Origin of the sequence: Rhizobium sp. N122 (genome assembly GCF_002211295.1) — a bacterium.
In the GTDB taxonomy this organism is placed as follows: domain Bacteria; phylum Pseudomonadota; class Alphaproteobacteria; order Rhizobiales; family Rhizobiaceae; genus Rhizobium.
In genome coordinates this window covers 1-14,902 of the sequence record NZ_LOKU01000014.1, presented here as the reverse complement: position 1 = coordinate 14,902, position 14,902 = coordinate 1, and the positions used below count along the sequence as shown (strand labels likewise).

At 60.2% G+C, this 14,902-nt stretch carries 17 protein-coding genes; all 17 read left to right on the top strand.

Annotated features, from left to right (window positions below):
* The first annotated feature begins 3 nt into the window (after nucleotides 1–3).
* Nucleotides 4–1,299 carry a chemotaxis protein MotC gene (motC, locus tag ATY75_RS12895; protein ID WP_088937858.1) on the top strand — a complete coding sequence of 432 codons (1,296 nt, stop codon included), beginning with the start codon at nucleotides 4–6 and terminating at the stop codon, nucleotides 1,297–1,299.
* Entirely contained in the window at nucleotides 1,296–2,729 is a 1,434-nt protein-coding gene (locus ATY75_RS12890; RefSeq protein ID WP_088937857.1) for a flagellar hook-length control protein FliK, read from the top strand. The genes motC and ATY75_RS12890 overlap by 4 nt, the downstream gene beginning before the upstream one ends.
* The gene (locus tag ATY75_RS12885) at nucleotides 2,677–3,234 is read left to right on the top strand and encodes a lytic transglycosylase domain-containing protein (RefSeq protein ID WP_003584276.1); all 558 of its coding nucleotides are present in this window, start codon (nucleotides 2,677–2,679) and stop codon (nucleotides 3,232–3,234) included. The genes ATY75_RS12890 and ATY75_RS12885 overlap by 53 nt, the downstream gene beginning before the upstream one ends.
* Nucleotides 3,235–3,514: 280 nt before the next feature.
* Nucleotides 3,515–4,186: a winged helix-turn-helix domain-containing protein gene (locus ATY75_RS12880; RefSeq protein ID WP_049733072.1), complete on the top strand. Its 672-nt coding sequence runs from the start codon at nucleotides 3,515–3,517 to the stop codon at nucleotides 4,184–4,186.
* A 126-nt stretch (nucleotides 4,187–4,312) separates the two neighbouring features.
* Nucleotides 4,313–5,623 carry a flagellar hook protein FlgE gene (locus ATY75_RS12875; RefSeq protein ID WP_064836590.1) on the top strand — a complete coding sequence of 437 codons (1,311 nt, stop codon included), beginning with the start codon at nucleotides 4,313–4,315 and terminating at the stop codon, nucleotides 5,621–5,623.
* Between the two features lie 19 nt (nucleotides 5,624–5,642).
* Nucleotides 5,643–7,130, top strand: coding sequence for a flagellar hook-associated protein FlgK (gene flgK, locus ATY75_RS12870; RefSeq protein ID WP_064836592.1), 1,488 nt, complete (start codon nucleotides 5,643–5,645; stop codon nucleotides 7,128–7,130).
* Nucleotides 7,131–7,133: 3 nt separating this feature from the next.
* Nucleotides 7,134–8,186, top strand: a complete 1,053-nt coding sequence (locus ATY75_RS12865; RefSeq protein WP_088937856.1) for a flagellar hook-associated family protein — start codon at nucleotides 7,134–7,136, stop codon at nucleotides 8,184–8,186.
* Between the two features lie 36 nt (nucleotides 8,187–8,222).
* On the top strand, nucleotides 8,223–8,570 hold the full coding sequence (gene flaF, locus ATY75_RS12860; RefSeq protein WP_003570294.1) for a flagellar biosynthesis regulator FlaF: 348 nt from the start codon (nucleotides 8,223–8,225) through the stop codon (nucleotides 8,568–8,570).
* Nucleotides 8,567–9,016: a flagellar biosynthesis repressor FlbT gene (flbT, locus tag ATY75_RS12855; RefSeq protein WP_003570292.1), complete on the top strand. Its 450-nt coding sequence runs from the start codon at nucleotides 8,567–8,569 to the stop codon at nucleotides 9,014–9,016. The genes flaF and flbT overlap by 4 nt, the downstream gene beginning before the upstream one ends.
* On the top strand, nucleotides 9,007–9,459 hold the full coding sequence (gene flgD, locus ATY75_RS12850) for a flagellar hook assembly protein FlgD (RefSeq protein ID WP_088937855.1): 453 nt from the start codon (nucleotides 9,007–9,009) through the stop codon (nucleotides 9,457–9,459). Before flbT ends, flgD begins: the two co-directional genes overlap by 10 nt.
* Nucleotides 9,460–9,546: 87 nt before the next feature.
* Nucleotides 9,547–9,813, top strand: coding sequence for a flagellar biosynthesis protein FliQ (fliQ, locus tag ATY75_RS12845; protein ID WP_064836598.1), 267 nt, complete (start codon nucleotides 9,547–9,549; stop codon nucleotides 9,811–9,813).
* Between the two features lie 88 nt (nucleotides 9,814–9,901).
* Nucleotides 9,902–11,989, top strand: coding sequence for a flagellar biosynthesis protein FlhA (gene flhA / locus ATY75_RS12840; RefSeq protein ID WP_064836600.1), 2,088 nt, complete (start codon nucleotides 9,902–9,904; stop codon nucleotides 11,987–11,989).
* Nucleotides 11,986–12,738: a flagellar biosynthetic protein FliR gene (locus ATY75_RS12835; RefSeq protein WP_064836602.1), complete on the top strand. Its 753-nt coding sequence runs from the start codon at nucleotides 11,986–11,988 to the stop codon at nucleotides 12,736–12,738. The genes flhA and ATY75_RS12835 overlap by 4 nt, the downstream gene beginning before the upstream one ends.
* A gap of 4 nt (nucleotides 12,739–12,742) precedes the next feature.
* Nucleotides 12,743–13,156 (top strand): hypothetical protein, encoded by a 414-nt coding sequence (locus tag ATY75_RS12830; protein ID WP_088937854.1) that lies wholly within the window; start codon nucleotides 12,743–12,745, stop codon nucleotides 13,154–13,156.
* Between the two features lie 31 nt (nucleotides 13,157–13,187).
* Entirely contained in the window at nucleotides 13,188–13,751 is a 564-nt protein-coding gene (locus ATY75_RS12825) for a rod-binding protein (protein WP_064836607.1), read from the top strand.
* Nucleotides 13,752–13,874: 123 nt separating this feature from the next.
* Nucleotides 13,875–14,240 (top strand): hypothetical protein, encoded by a 366-nt coding sequence (locus tag ATY75_RS12820; protein WP_003570277.1) that lies wholly within the window; start codon nucleotides 13,875–13,877, stop codon nucleotides 14,238–14,240.
* Nucleotides 14,240–14,779, top strand: coding sequence for a hypothetical protein (locus tag ATY75_RS12815; protein ID WP_064836609.1), 540 nt, complete (start codon nucleotides 14,240–14,242; stop codon nucleotides 14,777–14,779). Before ATY75_RS12820 ends, ATY75_RS12815 begins: the two co-directional genes overlap by 1 nt.
* Nucleotides 14,780–14,902 lie beyond the last annotated feature (123 nt).

The following is a 14,902-nucleotide window of genomic DNA, read 5'->3' as shown; positions in this document are numbered from 1 at the left end:
AGGATGGCGCGTCGGCAGCATCGTTATGTCGGATTTGTGGCCCTCGGCCTGGCGATACTGTCGCCAGCCGCAGGCAAGGCGCAGGATCCGGACGATCTCGCGCCGTACAAGATGCTGCGGTCGCTGCAGTTCGTGCAGGATTCCGTCGTCTCCGGCGATCATTCGGCCGGTGAGATGCAGCGCTTCATGCTGGGCACGATCGACGAGCGGCTGCGCACCGTCGACACGTCGGTCTTCGATGACGACCGCAATGTCGATGCCGCGCTGATCTACGCGATGAGCGGCGGCAATCCGCAGACGCTCGAATATCTGATCGCCCACGACGTCAACGGCTATTTCGACAATCGTGTCACCGATGTGCTCAGAAAATATCTGAGCGGCAAGGGACTGCTCGTCGCCAAGACGCTGGAAGAGACGGCCAGGGAATACCGCGACAAGAAGATCGGCCCTTACCTTGCCTTGATCGGCGGCAACGTGCTGATCGCGACGAAACCGACGGACGCGCTGGATCTCTACGACCAGGCGCGCCTTGCAGCACCCGGCACGATCGTCGAGGAGGCAGCGTTACGCCGCTCCGTCGCCATCTGCGTCGACAAGGGCATGCTCGACAAGGGCATGGCCTATTCGCAGCGTTATGTCAGGCGTTTCCTGCATTCGCCCTATGCCAGCCAGTTCGCCGATCTTTTCGTGACGCTCGTCGTCGGCCATGATCACGCCGTGAAGCCGCAGGATGTCGTCGACATCCTGTCCTTCATGGACGCGCCGCGCCAGCGCGAGGTCTATCTGCGCATCGCCCGCGCTGCCGCGATTGCGGGTAAGTCGGAGCTGACGCATATGGCGGTCGAGCGTGTGCAGTCGCTCGGCGCCGGCACCGACAATGCCTTCGGTCCGCTGGCGGATTTCTATGGCGGTATGGCCGGCCTTACCACGGAGGATGTCGACCGGGCGGCGAAGAATGTCAGCGGCATCGCCGGCGACACGCTTTCGCCGCGGGATCAGGCGCTGCAGGAAGCGGCGCGATCGGTCGCCGAGCAGATCCTGCGCGCTCCCGACCCGGCAAGCCTGACGCAAGCCTCGAACCCTAACACTTCTGATCAAGAAATCACTTCTGAAAAGGCTGCGGCGACAGATCCGCAACCGGGAGCGCCGGGCGCGCTTCCCGAGCCTGTTCCGGGAGGTGTGGCATCGACTGGCCAGAGCCAGGGTACCGACCCCTCATTCAACGCATTTGTGACGACCAATCGGTCCAAGCTCGACGAGATCGACGGTCTTCTGGCGCAGGAAGGCAACGAACAATGATGGATATGAGCGTCTTGGGCGGCGCCGCCGGTGCGGATGCCGCGGCGGCTGCGAAATCTGCGCGGCCGATTGGTAAAGACGATGCTGCCGGCCAAAAGAACGGCTTCTCCGATGCGCTTGCCAAGGCAAGCGGCGGTACTGCAAATGACGACGCCGACGATGCGCAGCCGGATCAGGGCGCGGTTGCCAATGCCGGCGCCGAGACCATGGCGCGGACGATCCGCAGCCGCACCAAGCCGTTGATCGATCTCAGCGACGCCGCGTTGAAGGCGCAGGCTGAAGCGCAGCCGGAAACCATCGCCAATACAGAAAAAGCCGCGGCAAAGCCTGGAAAGGCTGCGGTCAAAATGCCGGCGGATCTTGCCTTGAAGCTCGATGCGAAAGACCGCTCTGCCGAGGAGGTCGTTCAGGCAGCCAAAGGCGGCAAGCACGCCAAGGCCGAGGCGTTGGAAACCGATACGGACAAGGACAGCGGCGATGAGGACGGGGCCATTTCCGATGTCCTCGGCCTGCTGAAGCAGGATCCCGCCGACGGCGCGGTCGCTTTGTCAGCGGCAGCAGGCGTCCATCCGTCCGCCAAAGCCGATGAGGTCAAGCCGGCCGACAAGAAGATCGAGGGCATCGAAGCCAAGGCAGGCGGACATGCATCCGACGCCCTGGCGGCCGTCACCGGCGTCGAGAGTGGCAAGACCGACGATGTCAAGGTTCCCGGATCGGAGAATGCCGAAGCCACCGAGGGCAGGACATTCAGGCTCAGCCGCGCCGATGGCCGTGGCGTGTCGATGGATGTTCATCTCGGCACCGAAGAGGCCGGGGCTAAGGACGGCGGAAAGAAGGCCAATGTCGAAAACATCTCGGTGCTCGAATCTCGCCGTTATATCGGCCTGGCGCAGAATTCGAATTCTGCCGCCGTCACTGCCGCGCTCTCGGGCGATTCCGAATGGGCGCGCGCCATGGAGCCGAGCTCGGCTCTCTCCAACGCGGCGGAATGGACGAGCACCGGCAAGGTGGTCAATACGCTGAAGATCCAGATGAACCCGCTCGATCTCGGCATGGTGACGGCGACCATGCGCCTGTCCGGCGACGCCCTGAACGTCGATCTCAAGGTCGAAACCGGCGCGGCTTATCGTCAGATGAAGGAAGATCACGGCAAGATTCTCGAAGCTCTGCGCAGCCAGGGCTACGCCGTCGACAATGTCACCATCAGCATGGCGCCGGTCGAGCGCAGCGACGCCGGCAACCAGGCAGGCGGCCAAAGCCAGGCCTCCCAGCAGCAGTCGCTGCCCCAGCAGGGGCAGGGCGGCGAGGCGCGCGAGCGCCATAATCAGACGGCACAGCGGGCGGATGGAGGCTTCAATGGCGCAGGCGAGACCGGTATTGAAGACGTTTCTGCTGGCCGCAGCGGCGGCACTGGCGGCGTTTACCTCTGAGGCGAAAGCCTCCACCGGTGCCTGCGAACGCGAAATCCAGTCGGCCGCTGCCAAATACGGCATCCCGGAAGGCATCCTCTATTCGGTCGGCCTGACGGAAACCGGCCGCAAGGGCTCGCTCTATCCCTATGCCATGAACGTCGAAGGCAAGGCGATCTTTCCGCCCTCGGAGCAGGACGCCATGAGGCAGTTCGATGTTGCCCGCAGCAGCGGCGCCAAGCTCATCGACATCGGCTGCATGCAGATCAACCACTATTATCATGGCGAAAATTTCGGCTCGGCCGAGGATATGTTCGACCCCCATCGCAACGTCGAGTATGCGGCAAAATTCCTCCGCAACCTGCATGACCGTCACGAGACATGGACAATGGCGGTAGCCAGATACCATGCCGGCCCAAACAATGACCCCGCGCAGAAGCAATATGTCTGCCGCGTCATTGCCAATCTGGTCGCCACCGGTTACGGCAAATGGACTCCTAATGCGAGTAACTTTTGCCGAAATTAATTCAACCAAAGATAGAATTGGCCTATTGTGACGAAACTGTGTCACAATATGGCAGGAATCCGGCGTGAATCCCTTGTGCAAGTCATAATTAAGAGACTGTTAACTTTTCCACGAAATTTTGGTGTGCATAAATCACCGTACCCACTAGATATAGATCAAATCGCCACCCGGATCTTAATCAATTATTAGTTTCTGCCATTAACTTTAACGAGTTGTCGCCGATTCGTGCGATTCGTACCCATAGATCATCGAAGTGCCACACTGATTCGGAGGCGGACGAATGATCGTCGTGGTTGATGAGCGTGAGCTCGTGAAAGATGGATACACATCTCTGTTTGGCCGTGAGGGCATTCCCTCCACCGGCTTTGATCCGACGGAATTCGGTGAGTGGGTGCAGACCGCTGCCGATTCCGATATTGCGGCAGTCGAGGCCTTCCTGATCGGTCAGGGCCAGCGCAGCCTCGAACTCCCCCGGGCGATCCGGGATCGGTCGATGGCGCCGGTGATTGCGGTCAGCGACCAGCCCTCGCTCGAAAACACCCTTGCACTGTTCGATTGCGGCGTCGACGACGTGGTGCGCAAGCCAGTGCATCCGCGCGAAATCCTCGCAAGAGCGGCCGCGATCCGGCGCCGGCTGAAGGCGATCGCCAACTACACCGAGATCGGCGGCATCCGCGTTTTCTCGGATGGTCGCGACCCCGAGATTAACGGCGAAGTCTTCGCGCTTCCCCGGCGCGAGCGCCGCATCCTCGAATATCTGATCGCCAATCGCGGTCGCCGGGTCACCAAGACCCAGATCTTCAACGCTATCTACGGTATCTTCGACGAAGAGGTCGAGGAGAACGTCGTCGAAAGCCATATCTCGAAGCTGCGCAAGAAGCTGCGCAAAAAACTCGGCGTCGATCCGGTCGATTCCAAGCGCTTCCTCGGCTACTGCATCGATTGGGCCTGATTTTTCCGGCCGGGCCGCAGCGCCCGGCTGAACCTCGATATTGGCCTTGCAGCGCGCCATGACAGACAGCTTCACGCAAGGCCCGACAAATACTCTCGAGTTTAACAGGTAAAACGAGGTTTTCAGATGAGCATTTTCGGCAGCATGAAGACGGCGGTATCGGGGATGAACGCGCAGGCGAACCGCCTCAGCACGGTCTCCGACAACATCGCCAACGTCAACACGACCGGCTACAAGGCTGTGTCGACGAGCTTCTCGTCGCTGGTCCTGCCTTCCTCGGGCGGCAACTACAATTCCGGCGGCGTTCAGACCTCCGTCCGCCAGGCCGTCTCCGATCAGGGCGACATCTCCTACACCACCTCGACCACCGACCTCGCGATCTCGGGCGACGGCTTCTTCATCGTTCAGGGTCCTGACGGCACGCCGGTGCTGACCCGTGCCGGCGACTTCACCAAGGACGACGAAGGCAACCTCGTCAACGCCGCCGGCTTTGGCCTTATGGGCTATTCCTACGACTCCGGCGCTCCCGCCGTCGTCGTTAACGGCTTCGACGGCCTCGTGCCTATCAACGTCAATCAGGAAGGGCTGACCGCTATCGCCTCGACATCGGGTGTCTTCAAGGGCAACCTTGATTCCGGCGCCAATATCGCTCCGGTCGCCCCCGCGACGGCGCCGAGCGCGAACGCCGCCACCACAACGGCCGATACCAAGAAGTTCTCGATGGTCGCCTACGACCATCTCGGCAACAAGGTGATGTATGACTTCTACTTCACGAAGAGCTCGGTCGTAACGCCGGTGCCGGCCGCCGGCGGTGTTACTGCCAGCACCTGGGAGGTTGCGGTGTTCCGCAACGCCGATGCGGCGACGGGCGGCACGACTTCCTTCCCCTACACCGGTGGTGCCGGTGCCGTTGTCTCCTCCGGAAACCTTACATTCGACCGCAACGGCAAGATGCTGACGGGCGGCGCCCTCACGATCGCCGATACAAGGAACGCGCTGTCGATCAGCATGGATCTTTCCGGCTTCACGCAGCTCGGCGCCGCCTTTGCCGGCACCGGCACGCCGAACGGCCAGGCAGCAAGCCCGGTCAAGGATGTCACCATCGATGGCGATGGCATCGTCTACGCTAAATACGAAGACGGCAGCACGAAGCCGCTCTATCGCATTCCGCTCGCCAACGTCGCAAGCCCCGACAAGCTGACGCTGATGAGCGGCAACGTTTATAGCGCCAACGGCCAGTCGGGCGTCACGGTCACCGGCTTCCCGCAGACCAACGGCCTCGGCACGATCAAATCGGGCGCACTCGAAGGTTCGAACGTCGATCTCGCCGGCGAGCTGACCGAGATGATCGAATCACAGCGCAGCTATACCGCCAATTCCAAGGTCTTCCAGACGGGGTCCGACATCATGGACGTCCTCGTCAACCTCAAGAGATAAGCAGGGTAACGGGTAAGCTATGTCGCTCACATCCGCACTTAATACCGCGCAGGGAATATTCAACAATACCGGCACGCAGAGCAGTGTCGTATCGAACAATATCTCGAATGCGGGCAATAAAGATTACGTGCGCCGGCAGGCGATGCTCACCACGTCTTTGAACGGCGCGCAGGTCGTCAAGATCGACCGGGCACAGGAAGATGCCCTGCTGCGCCAGTACCTGAAGACCTCCTCGCAAGACAGCGCCCAACAGGCATTGCTGGGCGGTCTCGAAGATCTCAAGTCGATTATGGGTGGCAACGACTACGAAACGTCGCCATCCACCTATCTCAGTGTTTTTCAGCAGAAGCTTCAGGCCTTCCGCACGACGCCGGGCAGCACCGTCGCCGCCCAGGGCGCCATCACCGCCGCCCAGGACGTCGCCAATTCGCTGAACAATGCCTCGCAGTCCGTTCAGGATGTCCGCGCCACCGCCGATAAGCAGATCGCCACTGATGTCGATACGCTGAACACGCTGCTCAGCCAGTTCGAGAAGGCCAACAACGCGGTTAAGACCGCCACGTCCTCGGGTGCGGATGCCTCAGGCGCTCTCGACGAACGCGAGAAGGCTCTGAAGCAGATTTCGCAGATCGTCGGCGTCAACGCGACGACGCGTGACAACAACGACATGGTGCTGAGCACCTCCGACGGAACGATCCTTTTCGAGACCGTTCCGCGCAAGGTGACGTTCAAGTCTCAGGATGTTTACAACGCGACGGTCACCGGCAATTCCGTCTATATCGACGGTGTGGCGCTGCCACGCGGCAGCGGGTCGACGACGACGGCACAGGGAAGCCTCCAGTCGCTCCTGCAGGTCCGTGACGAGATCGCTCCCAACTTCCAGAAGCAGCTCGACGAAATCGCCCGCGGCCTGGTCTCGCTCTTTAAGGAGCAGAGCACGTCGGGCACCCCGGCCTATGTGCCCGGTCTCTTCACCTGGAGCGGCGGCACGGTCGATACCGGCACCACCGCGGTTGCCGGCATGGCCTCGACCATCACCGTCAGCAGCCGCGTGATCACCGCGCAGGGTGGCGATCCGATGCGCCTGCGCGATGGCGGCGTCAACGCCGGTGGCGTGGTCAACAATCCTACCCACCTCAGCGGCTATACGACCGACCTCGATCGTCTTTACACTGCCTTGGGCTCCGACATCGATTTCGATCCGGCGGCAGGACCGGCCGTCGGTTTCGACGCCACGACGGGCATCGATTCCAACGTCAGCATCATGGAATACGCCACCAATTCCCTCGGCTGGCTCGAGCAGTACCGCAGCAATGCCACGACCGCGGCGGAAAACAGCTCGGCGGCGCTGTCGCGCTCCGACGAAGCCTATTCCAATGAGACCGGCGTCAACCTCGACGAGGAGCTGACGCTGCTCCTCGACATAGAGCAGTCCTACAAGGCGGCGACCAAGATCCTGAACGCCGTCGACGAAATGTTGAAGTCATTGCTGGATATTGCGAGTTAAGCCATGAAGAGCTCATTTATTTCAAGTTCGGCCATTCAGAATGCGATGCGACTGACGATCCGTCAGGGGCAGAACCAGATGACCAAGGCGACGATGGAAGCAACGACGGGTGTCTATGCGGATATCGGCGTCTCGCTCGGCGGCAATGCCGCAAGAAGCGTCGACTTCACCCGCGAGACCGACCGGATCGACTCGATCAAGGCGAGCAATTCGCTCGTCACCGCCCGCATGGAATCCTCCCAGCTCGGCCTCTCCAAGATGAAGGACGTCGGCGACGGCCTGGTTTCGAAACTGACGGCGCTCCAGGGCAGCCACGATCCCGGCAGCGTCACCGTCGCCATCCAGTCGGCGACCAGCGCGCTCTCCACCATGATGGACACCGCCAATACCATGGTGAACGGCGAATATCTGTTCTCCGGCATCAACACCGACGTGCAGCCGCTGACCGACAAGACGACGGCGACGAGTGCCGCCATCGTTACGGCGCTGAACAGCTATGCAGCCGGTCTCGCGCCCCCGAAGGCGGTCAGCGCTCTTACCGGCGCCGAAATGCAGACCTTCATCACGGGGACGGTGGAGCCGATGTTCAGCCAGGCAAACTGGACCAATGCGGCGACCGGCTGGTCGCAGGCATCGAGCCAGAACATGACGAGCCGCATCAGCAATTCCGAAGTGATCGAATCCTCGACCAACGCCAATTCCGAAGGCATGCGCTACATGGCGCTCGCCTCGGTGATGACCTCGGCGCTGCTCGGCCAGAACCTCAGCAGCGATGCAATGACCACGGTGTCCAAGCAGGCGATCACCTACACGACGAAGGCGACCAGCGGCTTGGTGACGCAGGCAAGCCAGCTCGGCCTTTCCCAGGAGCGCGTCAAGAAGTCCAACGACGCCCTCGACGCCCAGTCGAACATCATCAAGAACAAGCTCGTCGATCTCCAGGGCGTCGATCCCTACGAGGCTTCGACCCTCGTCAAGACTTTGGAAACGCAGCTTGAAACGGCTTACACGATCGTCTCGAAGATCCAGCAGTTGAGTCTCGTAAACTACCTTTGATGAGCAAAGGCGCGCAAGATTAAGAAGGATGCATGAATGTATCAGTTCTCTTATGCCGAAGTCATGCAGGACTCGGTGGCCGACGCGAAAGAGCGGGAATGGCAGGTTCTTGACCGGTCCATAGATCTGCTGTCGTTGGCGCGCGACAAGGAAAAATACGGCCGGGAAGCCATCGAAGCCCTGTTTTATACGCGCCGGGTGTGGATCAGCTTCATCGAGGATCTGAAACATCCCGACAACCAGCTGGAGATCGAGCTCAGGGCCAACCTCATCTCGATCGCGATCTGGATATTGAAGGAATGCGACAGGATCCGAAAACGTCTGTCGAATAACTATCAGGGCATCATCGACGTTACCACCATCATCAGGGATGGACTTAAATGAAAAGTACACTTCGCATTTCTCTGAAAGCCGGAGAAAGAATCTTCATCAACGGCGCCGTCCTGCGTGTCGACCGCAAGGTCGCGCTGGAATTCCTGAATGATGTGACGTTCCTTCTCGAAAACCACGTCCTCCAGCCGGAGGGCGCCACCACACCGCTGCGCCAGCTCTATTTCATCGCGCAGATGATCCTCATCAATCCCGAGGGCAAGGACCACTCGACGGCGATGTTCCGCAAGTCGATCACCATGCTGCTCACCTGCTTCAAGAACGAGGAAATCCTCGCCGAACTGAAGCGCATCGATGCACTCGTCTCGACCGGCCGCGCCTTCGACGCGCTGAAGGCGATCCGCGGCCTCTACGCGATCGAAGACAATATCCTCAACAACCACGAAATGCCGCCGACGATGGTCGAGCAGATTCGCAGGGAGATTGCACCATGGCGGTAGATGCAACATCGAGCGTGACCTCGGCGGGCACCACGAGCACGACGAATTCCGCCCAGCAGAAAGCGACGCTGAACTACGACAATTTCCTTCAGCTGCTCATTGCGCAGATGAAGAACCAGGATCCGACCGATCCGGTCGACGCCAGTGAGCAAATGTCGCAGCTGGCAAGCTTTTCGCAGGTGGAGCAGACGATCCAGACGAACACCAAGCTGGATACGCTTCTGTCAAGCTCGAGCCTCACTCAGGCCAGCAGCTACGTCGGCAAATACATGGAAAGCGCCGACGGCACCGTCAAAGGCACCATCGAATCCGTCAAGGTTTATTCCGACGGCATCATTGCGACGACCACGGATGGCGGTAAGATACTCGTGCAGGCGGGAATCACCGTTGCTGACAAGGCGCCGACCACGACGACCACGACCAGCGGCAGCAGCGATACCTGATAGCACGGCGCCGACGCGCCGGTGACACCAATCATAGCAGCCCGGCCTCGGCGGGGCTGCTTCAAGGCGATATGAGGTTGCCTTCAGATGAATGAAGCTGATGCATTGGATCTGTTCCAGGCCGCGATCTGGACCGTCCTGATTGCCTCCGGTCCGGCGGTCCTCGCCGCAATGGTGGTGGGTCTCATCATCGCCTTGATCCAGGCGCTGACCCAAGTGCAGGAAGCGACGCTGACCTTTGTGCCGAAGATCGTTGCGGTGCTGATCACCGTCGGCGTCACCGCACCCTTCGTTGGCTCGCAGGTCTCGATTTTCACCAATCTGGTCTTCTCGCGCATCCAGTCCGGATTCTGAGCCACCTTCGCGCAAGCTTCGCCATTTAACTCTCGATCCGAATTGGGCGGACCGAGTCTGCCTCCTCTCATGAAGAGACGGAATTGTTATGGCGCAACCACCTGCATTACCCCTTCCGAAGGTCGCCCCGAGCCTGCGCGATGTCGGTTTTGCCCTCGGCATCATCGGCATCATCTGCATTCTCTTCCTGCCGATCCCGCCATTCCTGATCGACATGGGTCTGGCCTTTTCGATCGCCTTCTCGGTGCTGATCCTGATGGTCGCGCTGTGGATCCAGAAACCGCTCGATTTCTCGTCCTTCCCGACCATTCTGCTGATCGCGACGATGACCCGGCTGGCGCTGAACATCGCGACGACGCGTGTCATCCTGTCCCACGGCAATGAAGGTCACGACGCGGCCGGCGGTGTCATCGCCGGTTTCGCAAGCCTGGTGATGTCGGGCGACTTCGTCATCGGTCTGATCGTCTTCCTGATTCTCATCACCATCAACTTCATCGTCATCACCAAGGGCGCCACGCGTATCGCCGAAGTTGGCGCGCGTTTCACCCTCGATGCCATCCCCGGCAAGCAGATGTCGATCGACGCCGATCTTTCGGCCGGCATCATCGATGAAAGGGAAGCCCAGCGCCGGCGCAGGGAACTCGAAGAGGAAAGCTCCTTCTTCGGTGCGATGGACGGTGCCTCGAAATTCGTGCGCGGCGATGCCGTCGCCGGCCTGATCATCACCGCCATCAACGTCTTCGGCGGCATCATCATCGGCTATTTCCGCCATGGCATGCCGATCGGCGAAGCAGCCGACGTCTTCGTCAAGCTCTCCGTCGGCGACGGCCTCGTCTCGCAGATGCCGGCCCTCATCGTCTCGCTCGCCGCCGGCCTTCTCGTCTCGCGCGGCGGCACCACCGGCTCCACCGACCAGGCTGTCGTCAACCAGTTGAGCGGTTATCCCCGCGCGCTCTCGGTCTCGGCCGTGCTGATGTTTGTCCTGGCGCTGATGCCGGGCCTGCCATTCGTCCCTTTCGTGATCCTCGGCAGTCTTCTCGCATTCGGCGCCTGGTTCATCCCGCGTCAGGTCGAGGCTGAAAACAAGCTTCGCCGCGAGCAGGAGGAAAAGAAGGTCGTCCAGAACAAGGAGCTGGAAAAGGATTCGGTCAAGTCGGTGCTGCGCACCTCGGAGATCGAGCTCGCACTCGGCAAGATGGTCTCGACCCGCCTGCTCGGCGCCCACCAGGAACTCGCCTTCCGCGTCGGCAAGATGCGCAAGAAGTTCGCGACGCAATACGGTTTCGTCGTGCCGGAGATCAAGGTCACCGACGATATCGCCATCGCCGAGAAGTCCTACCAGATCCGCATCCACGGCACGACGGTCGCCTCCAACTTGCTGCGCGTCGGCGAAGTCCTCGTCGTGACCGGCGCCGGCCGCCGGCCGAGCATCCCCGGCGACGAAATCCGCGAACCCGCCTTTGGCATGCCGGCCGTCTCGATCCTCGAAAACTTCGCCGACGATCTGAAGCGTGAAGGCTTCCAGCCGATCGACAACGTCTCCGTCGTGCTGACCCATATGAGCGAGGTCATCCGCAACAACCTGCCGCAGCTTCTGTCCTATAAGGACGTCAAGGTGCTGATCGATCGCCTCGACCCCGAATACAAGAAGCTCGCCGACGAGATCTGCTCGTCGCATATGTCCTATTCGGGTCTGCAGGCGGTGCTCAAGCTGCTGTTGGCCGAACGCGTCTCGATCCGCAACCTGCACCTCATTCTCGAAGCGGTGGCCGAACTCGCCCCGCATGTCAGAAAGACCGAGCAGATCGTCGAGCATGTCCGCATCCGCATGGCCCAGCAGCTTTGCGGCGACCTCGCCGACAACGGCGTGCTGCGCGTGCTGAGGTTGGGCAGCAAATGGGATCTTGCTTTCCACCAGGCGCTGAAGCGCGACGCCAAGGGCGAGGTGATCGAATTCGACATCGATCCGCGCAGCCTCGAGGAATTCAGCGAGCAGGCCACCAAAGTTATCCGTGAGTTCATGGATCGCGGCCTGCCATTCGCACTTGTCACCTCGCCGGAAACACGCTCCTATGTGCGCATGATCATCGAACGGCTGTTCGCCACGCTGCCGGTCCTGTCGCATGTCGAACTGGCCAAGGGCATCGAGATAAAGATTTTGGGCTCTATTTCATGATAACAGACCCGCAAGGGACCGTTCTCGCGCTGTTTCTGGTCTTCTGCCGGATCGGTGGCTGTGTGCTTTCTCTTCCGGGTTTTTCCTCGGCGCGCGTGCCTGAACAGTTGCGCGTCTTCATCGCCGTCGCGCTCTCGATCGCCGTCGTGCCGTTGCTCTGGGATACCGTCTATCCGGCCGTTCACACCGGTTCCGGAACCTATATCGGCCTGATTTTCAGCGAATCGCTGATCGGCGTGATGTACGGCATGCTGGCGAGAATCTACACGCTCGGCATGCAGTTCGCCGCCTCGATCCTTGCCACGATGGTCGGCTATACCCAGCCGGGCTCCGCCGACATCGTCGAAGATACGCCGGAGACCAGCCTTTCCGCCTTTATCACCTTTGCCGGCATCATGATCCTCTTCATCATGGATTTTCATCACATCGTCTTCCGCGCGCTGATCGATTCTTACACGACCATGCCCTTCGGCGGCCTGATGCAGATGCGCGCGACGCTGATCTCCTTTACCGACACGCTGGAGCAGACGACCTACATCATGCTGCGCCTGTCGAGCCCGTTTTTGATCTACGCCATGATCTTCAACGTCTCGATCGGTTTCATCAACAAGCTGGCGCCGCAGATCCCGGTCTACTTCATCTCCACCCCCTATCTGCTGATGGGCGGGCTTTTCCTGATCTATTTCTCGATTGCGGCTTTGGTCAGCCAGTTCGGCCAGTCCTTCGGCTCGATCTATATCGGACGGTGAGACGATGGTCGAAAAGAACCGTTCCCAGAAGCTCAAGCGACTGCTCTCGGTGCAGCGGCATATCGAAAGGATGGCCGAGAACGATCTGGTCGAGACCAGCCGCCAGCGCGTCGAAGTCAATGCGGCGATGGACGACGTCATCGTCGCGCTCGGCTCGATGGACCCGGTCCACCACGCCTTCTCGCAGAATTACGCCGACCGATTCGGCAGGCTCTCCATCAAGGACCAGCAGCTGACCGGCATGCAGCAGGTCCACGAAATGCGGCTGGCACGCGAGCGCGCCAAGGGCGACCGTTTTGAAGAAGGCATGAAGGAGGCGCTCGAGGCCGAGCGCCGCGAGGCCGACGACAATGCCGTCTACGACGTCATCGACCAGCAATTCGCAACGCCAGCCTCCAGCAAGCTTCAAAACCCATAATCGTTGCAATCTTAAATTAGAGGATTGTAACGTGGCTATTTCGCCCCCCAGTGATCTGGTCCTGGACGTTGTCAAAGCTGCCGACCCCATGGAGGTTCAGGCGGCCCAGGAAAAATTGAAGGCAAATCGTGCGGCCTTTGCCGCAACGAGCCTCGCCGAGAACGGCAAGGGTTTCTCCAATACGGTCGATGTTCTCGACCATATCGGCCAGAAGAGCGGCCTCAACAGCATCCAGAACCGCACCAAGGCCGAGGAAGTCCCGGAAAGCTACCGGAAGTTCGAAGCCATGGTTCTGCAGAATTTCGTCAAGTCCATGCTGCCGAGCGAAAGCGAAGATGTCTACGGCAAGGGCGCGACCGGCGATATCTGGAAAGGCATGATGGCCGAACAGCTCGGCAACACCATGGCCAAGGGCGACGGCATCGGCATCGCCAAGCAGATGTACAGCGAGCAGCTGCGCCGGCAGGAAGGCAAGATCGTCAATGCCTCGACCGATAACGATGACCGCAACACTGCGATCAGCATGATCGACGACTTCCAGCGCAAGACATTCGGCACGCCGACCGCCGAAGCCAAGACCGATAGAACAGGATGATTTCAGGCCGGTTGGCCTGAAATATGAATCCTCTTCACAATTAAATGGTTAGAGCATGCTGTCGCCCGAAAACCGGGCACAGTTTCGGCATCATGCTCCAAGCGACGCATAACCGAGGGTACAATGGAAATAGTTTCGAACGAATACAGGATCAAATCCGTTCTCGGACGCCTCGAAATGATCATCGACAATGAGAACACCCGGATCGGCAGCGATCCGCAGTTCGATCTCAAAGTCTCCAATGCGCATAAGAGCCGCTGCCTCTATGAGCTGTCGATGCTTTTCCGTGACACCGATCCGGCCGAGCTTGCCGCTGCCCATCTCGATCAGCTGCATGGACTGAAGAAGAAGCTGGTTCTCAACGCCCGTCGGGTCGAGGCGCATCTCGAAGCGGTTCGCGCCGTCGCCGATCTGCTGAAGAACGCCGTTCAGGATGCCGATGCCGACGGCACCTATTCCCAGGAACAATTCGCCGCGCGTGGAAACTGATGATCAAGCTCGTCCTTACCGGTGTCTGGGTTTGCGCCATCACCTTGGCATCGGTCTACTTCTCGGTGTACCTGGCGACCGCGCCGGCGCCCGCGGCCACTGATTCCAAGCAGAGCGCGCTCGAACTGGTGAAGGGTGAAACGATCACCGTACCGATCATCGGTAACGGTGCGATCACCGGCTATTTCCTCGGCCGCGTTTCCTTCATGATGAACAAGGAGATGCTGAAGGGCGTAACGCTGCCGCTGGCCGAGATGACCACGGACGAGCTTTTCAGCCTGCTCGTCGGCAACAAGATGGTCGACATCGCCCATATCAAATCCTTCGATCCGAAGGTCTTCCGCGAAGAGATCAAGAAGGGCATGAACGAGCGTCTCGGTGGCGACTATGTCGCCGAGGTCATGCTGGAGCAGCTCGACTATCTCTCCAAGGAGGACGTCAAGGAAAGCTCCGCCGGGCAGCCGAAGAAGGTGGGAACGCCCGTCAAGATCCTCGAGACCGCACCGGCCGGCGAAGCGCCGGCGCCGGCCGCCCACTAGAGTCTGTCAGGGTTATTCTGAACCATACCCTGCATGTCTGAGGTAGTTGGAGCACTCCTGGGGACTGAACGCCTTCAAGAGTTCTCCAATGCGTCTCCATGTAGTTTCAACGGTTCGTTCGTC

Excerpts from the sequence above, each read along its gene's own strand:
- motC (WP_088937858.1), top strand. The coding sequence starts at position 4 with ATGGCGCGTCGGCAGCATCGTTATGTCGGATTTGTGGCCCTCGGCCTG.
- ATY75_RS12890 (WP_088937857.1), top strand. The coding sequence starts at position 1,296 with ATGATGGATATGAGCGTCTTGGGCGGCGCCGCCGGTGCGGATGCCGCG.
- ATY75_RS12880 (WP_049733072.1), top strand. The coding sequence starts at position 3,515 with ATGATCGTCGTGGTTGATGAGCGTGAGCTCGTGAAAGATGGATACACA.
- ATY75_RS12875 (WP_064836590.1), top strand. The coding sequence starts at position 4,313 with ATGAGCATTTTCGGCAGCATGAAGACGGCGGTATCGGGGATGAACGCG.
- flgK (WP_064836592.1), top strand. The coding sequence starts at position 5,643 with ATGTCGCTCACATCCGCACTTAATACCGCGCAGGGAATATTCAACAAT.
- ATY75_RS12865 (WP_088937856.1), top strand. The coding sequence starts at position 7,134 with ATGAAGAGCTCATTTATTTCAAGTTCGGCCATTCAGAATGCGATGCGA.
- flaF (WP_003570294.1), top strand. The coding sequence starts at position 8,223 with ATGTATCAGTTCTCTTATGCCGAAGTCATGCAGGACTCGGTGGCCGAC.
- flbT (WP_003570292.1), top strand. The coding sequence starts at position 8,567 with ATGAAAAGTACACTTCGCATTTCTCTGAAAGCCGGAGAAAGAATCTTC.
- flgD (WP_088937855.1), top strand. The coding sequence starts at position 9,007 with ATGGCGGTAGATGCAACATCGAGCGTGACCTCGGCGGGCACCACGAGC.
- fliQ (WP_064836598.1), top strand. The coding sequence starts at position 9,547 with ATGAATGAAGCTGATGCATTGGATCTGTTCCAGGCCGCGATCTGGACC.
- flhA (WP_064836600.1), top strand. The coding sequence starts at position 9,902 with ATGGCGCAACCACCTGCATTACCCCTTCCGAAGGTCGCCCCGAGCCTG.
- ATY75_RS12835 (WP_064836602.1), top strand. The coding sequence starts at position 11,986 with ATGATAACAGACCCGCAAGGGACCGTTCTCGCGCTGTTTCTGGTCTTC.
- ATY75_RS12830 (WP_088937854.1), top strand. The coding sequence starts at position 12,743 with ATGGTCGAAAAGAACCGTTCCCAGAAGCTCAAGCGACTGCTCTCGGTG.
- ATY75_RS12820 (WP_003570277.1), top strand. The coding sequence starts at position 13,875 with ATGGAAATAGTTTCGAACGAATACAGGATCAAATCCGTTCTCGGACGC.
- ATY75_RS12815 (WP_064836609.1), top strand. The coding sequence starts at position 14,240 with ATGATCAAGCTCGTCCTTACCGGTGTCTGGGTTTGCGCCATCACCTTG.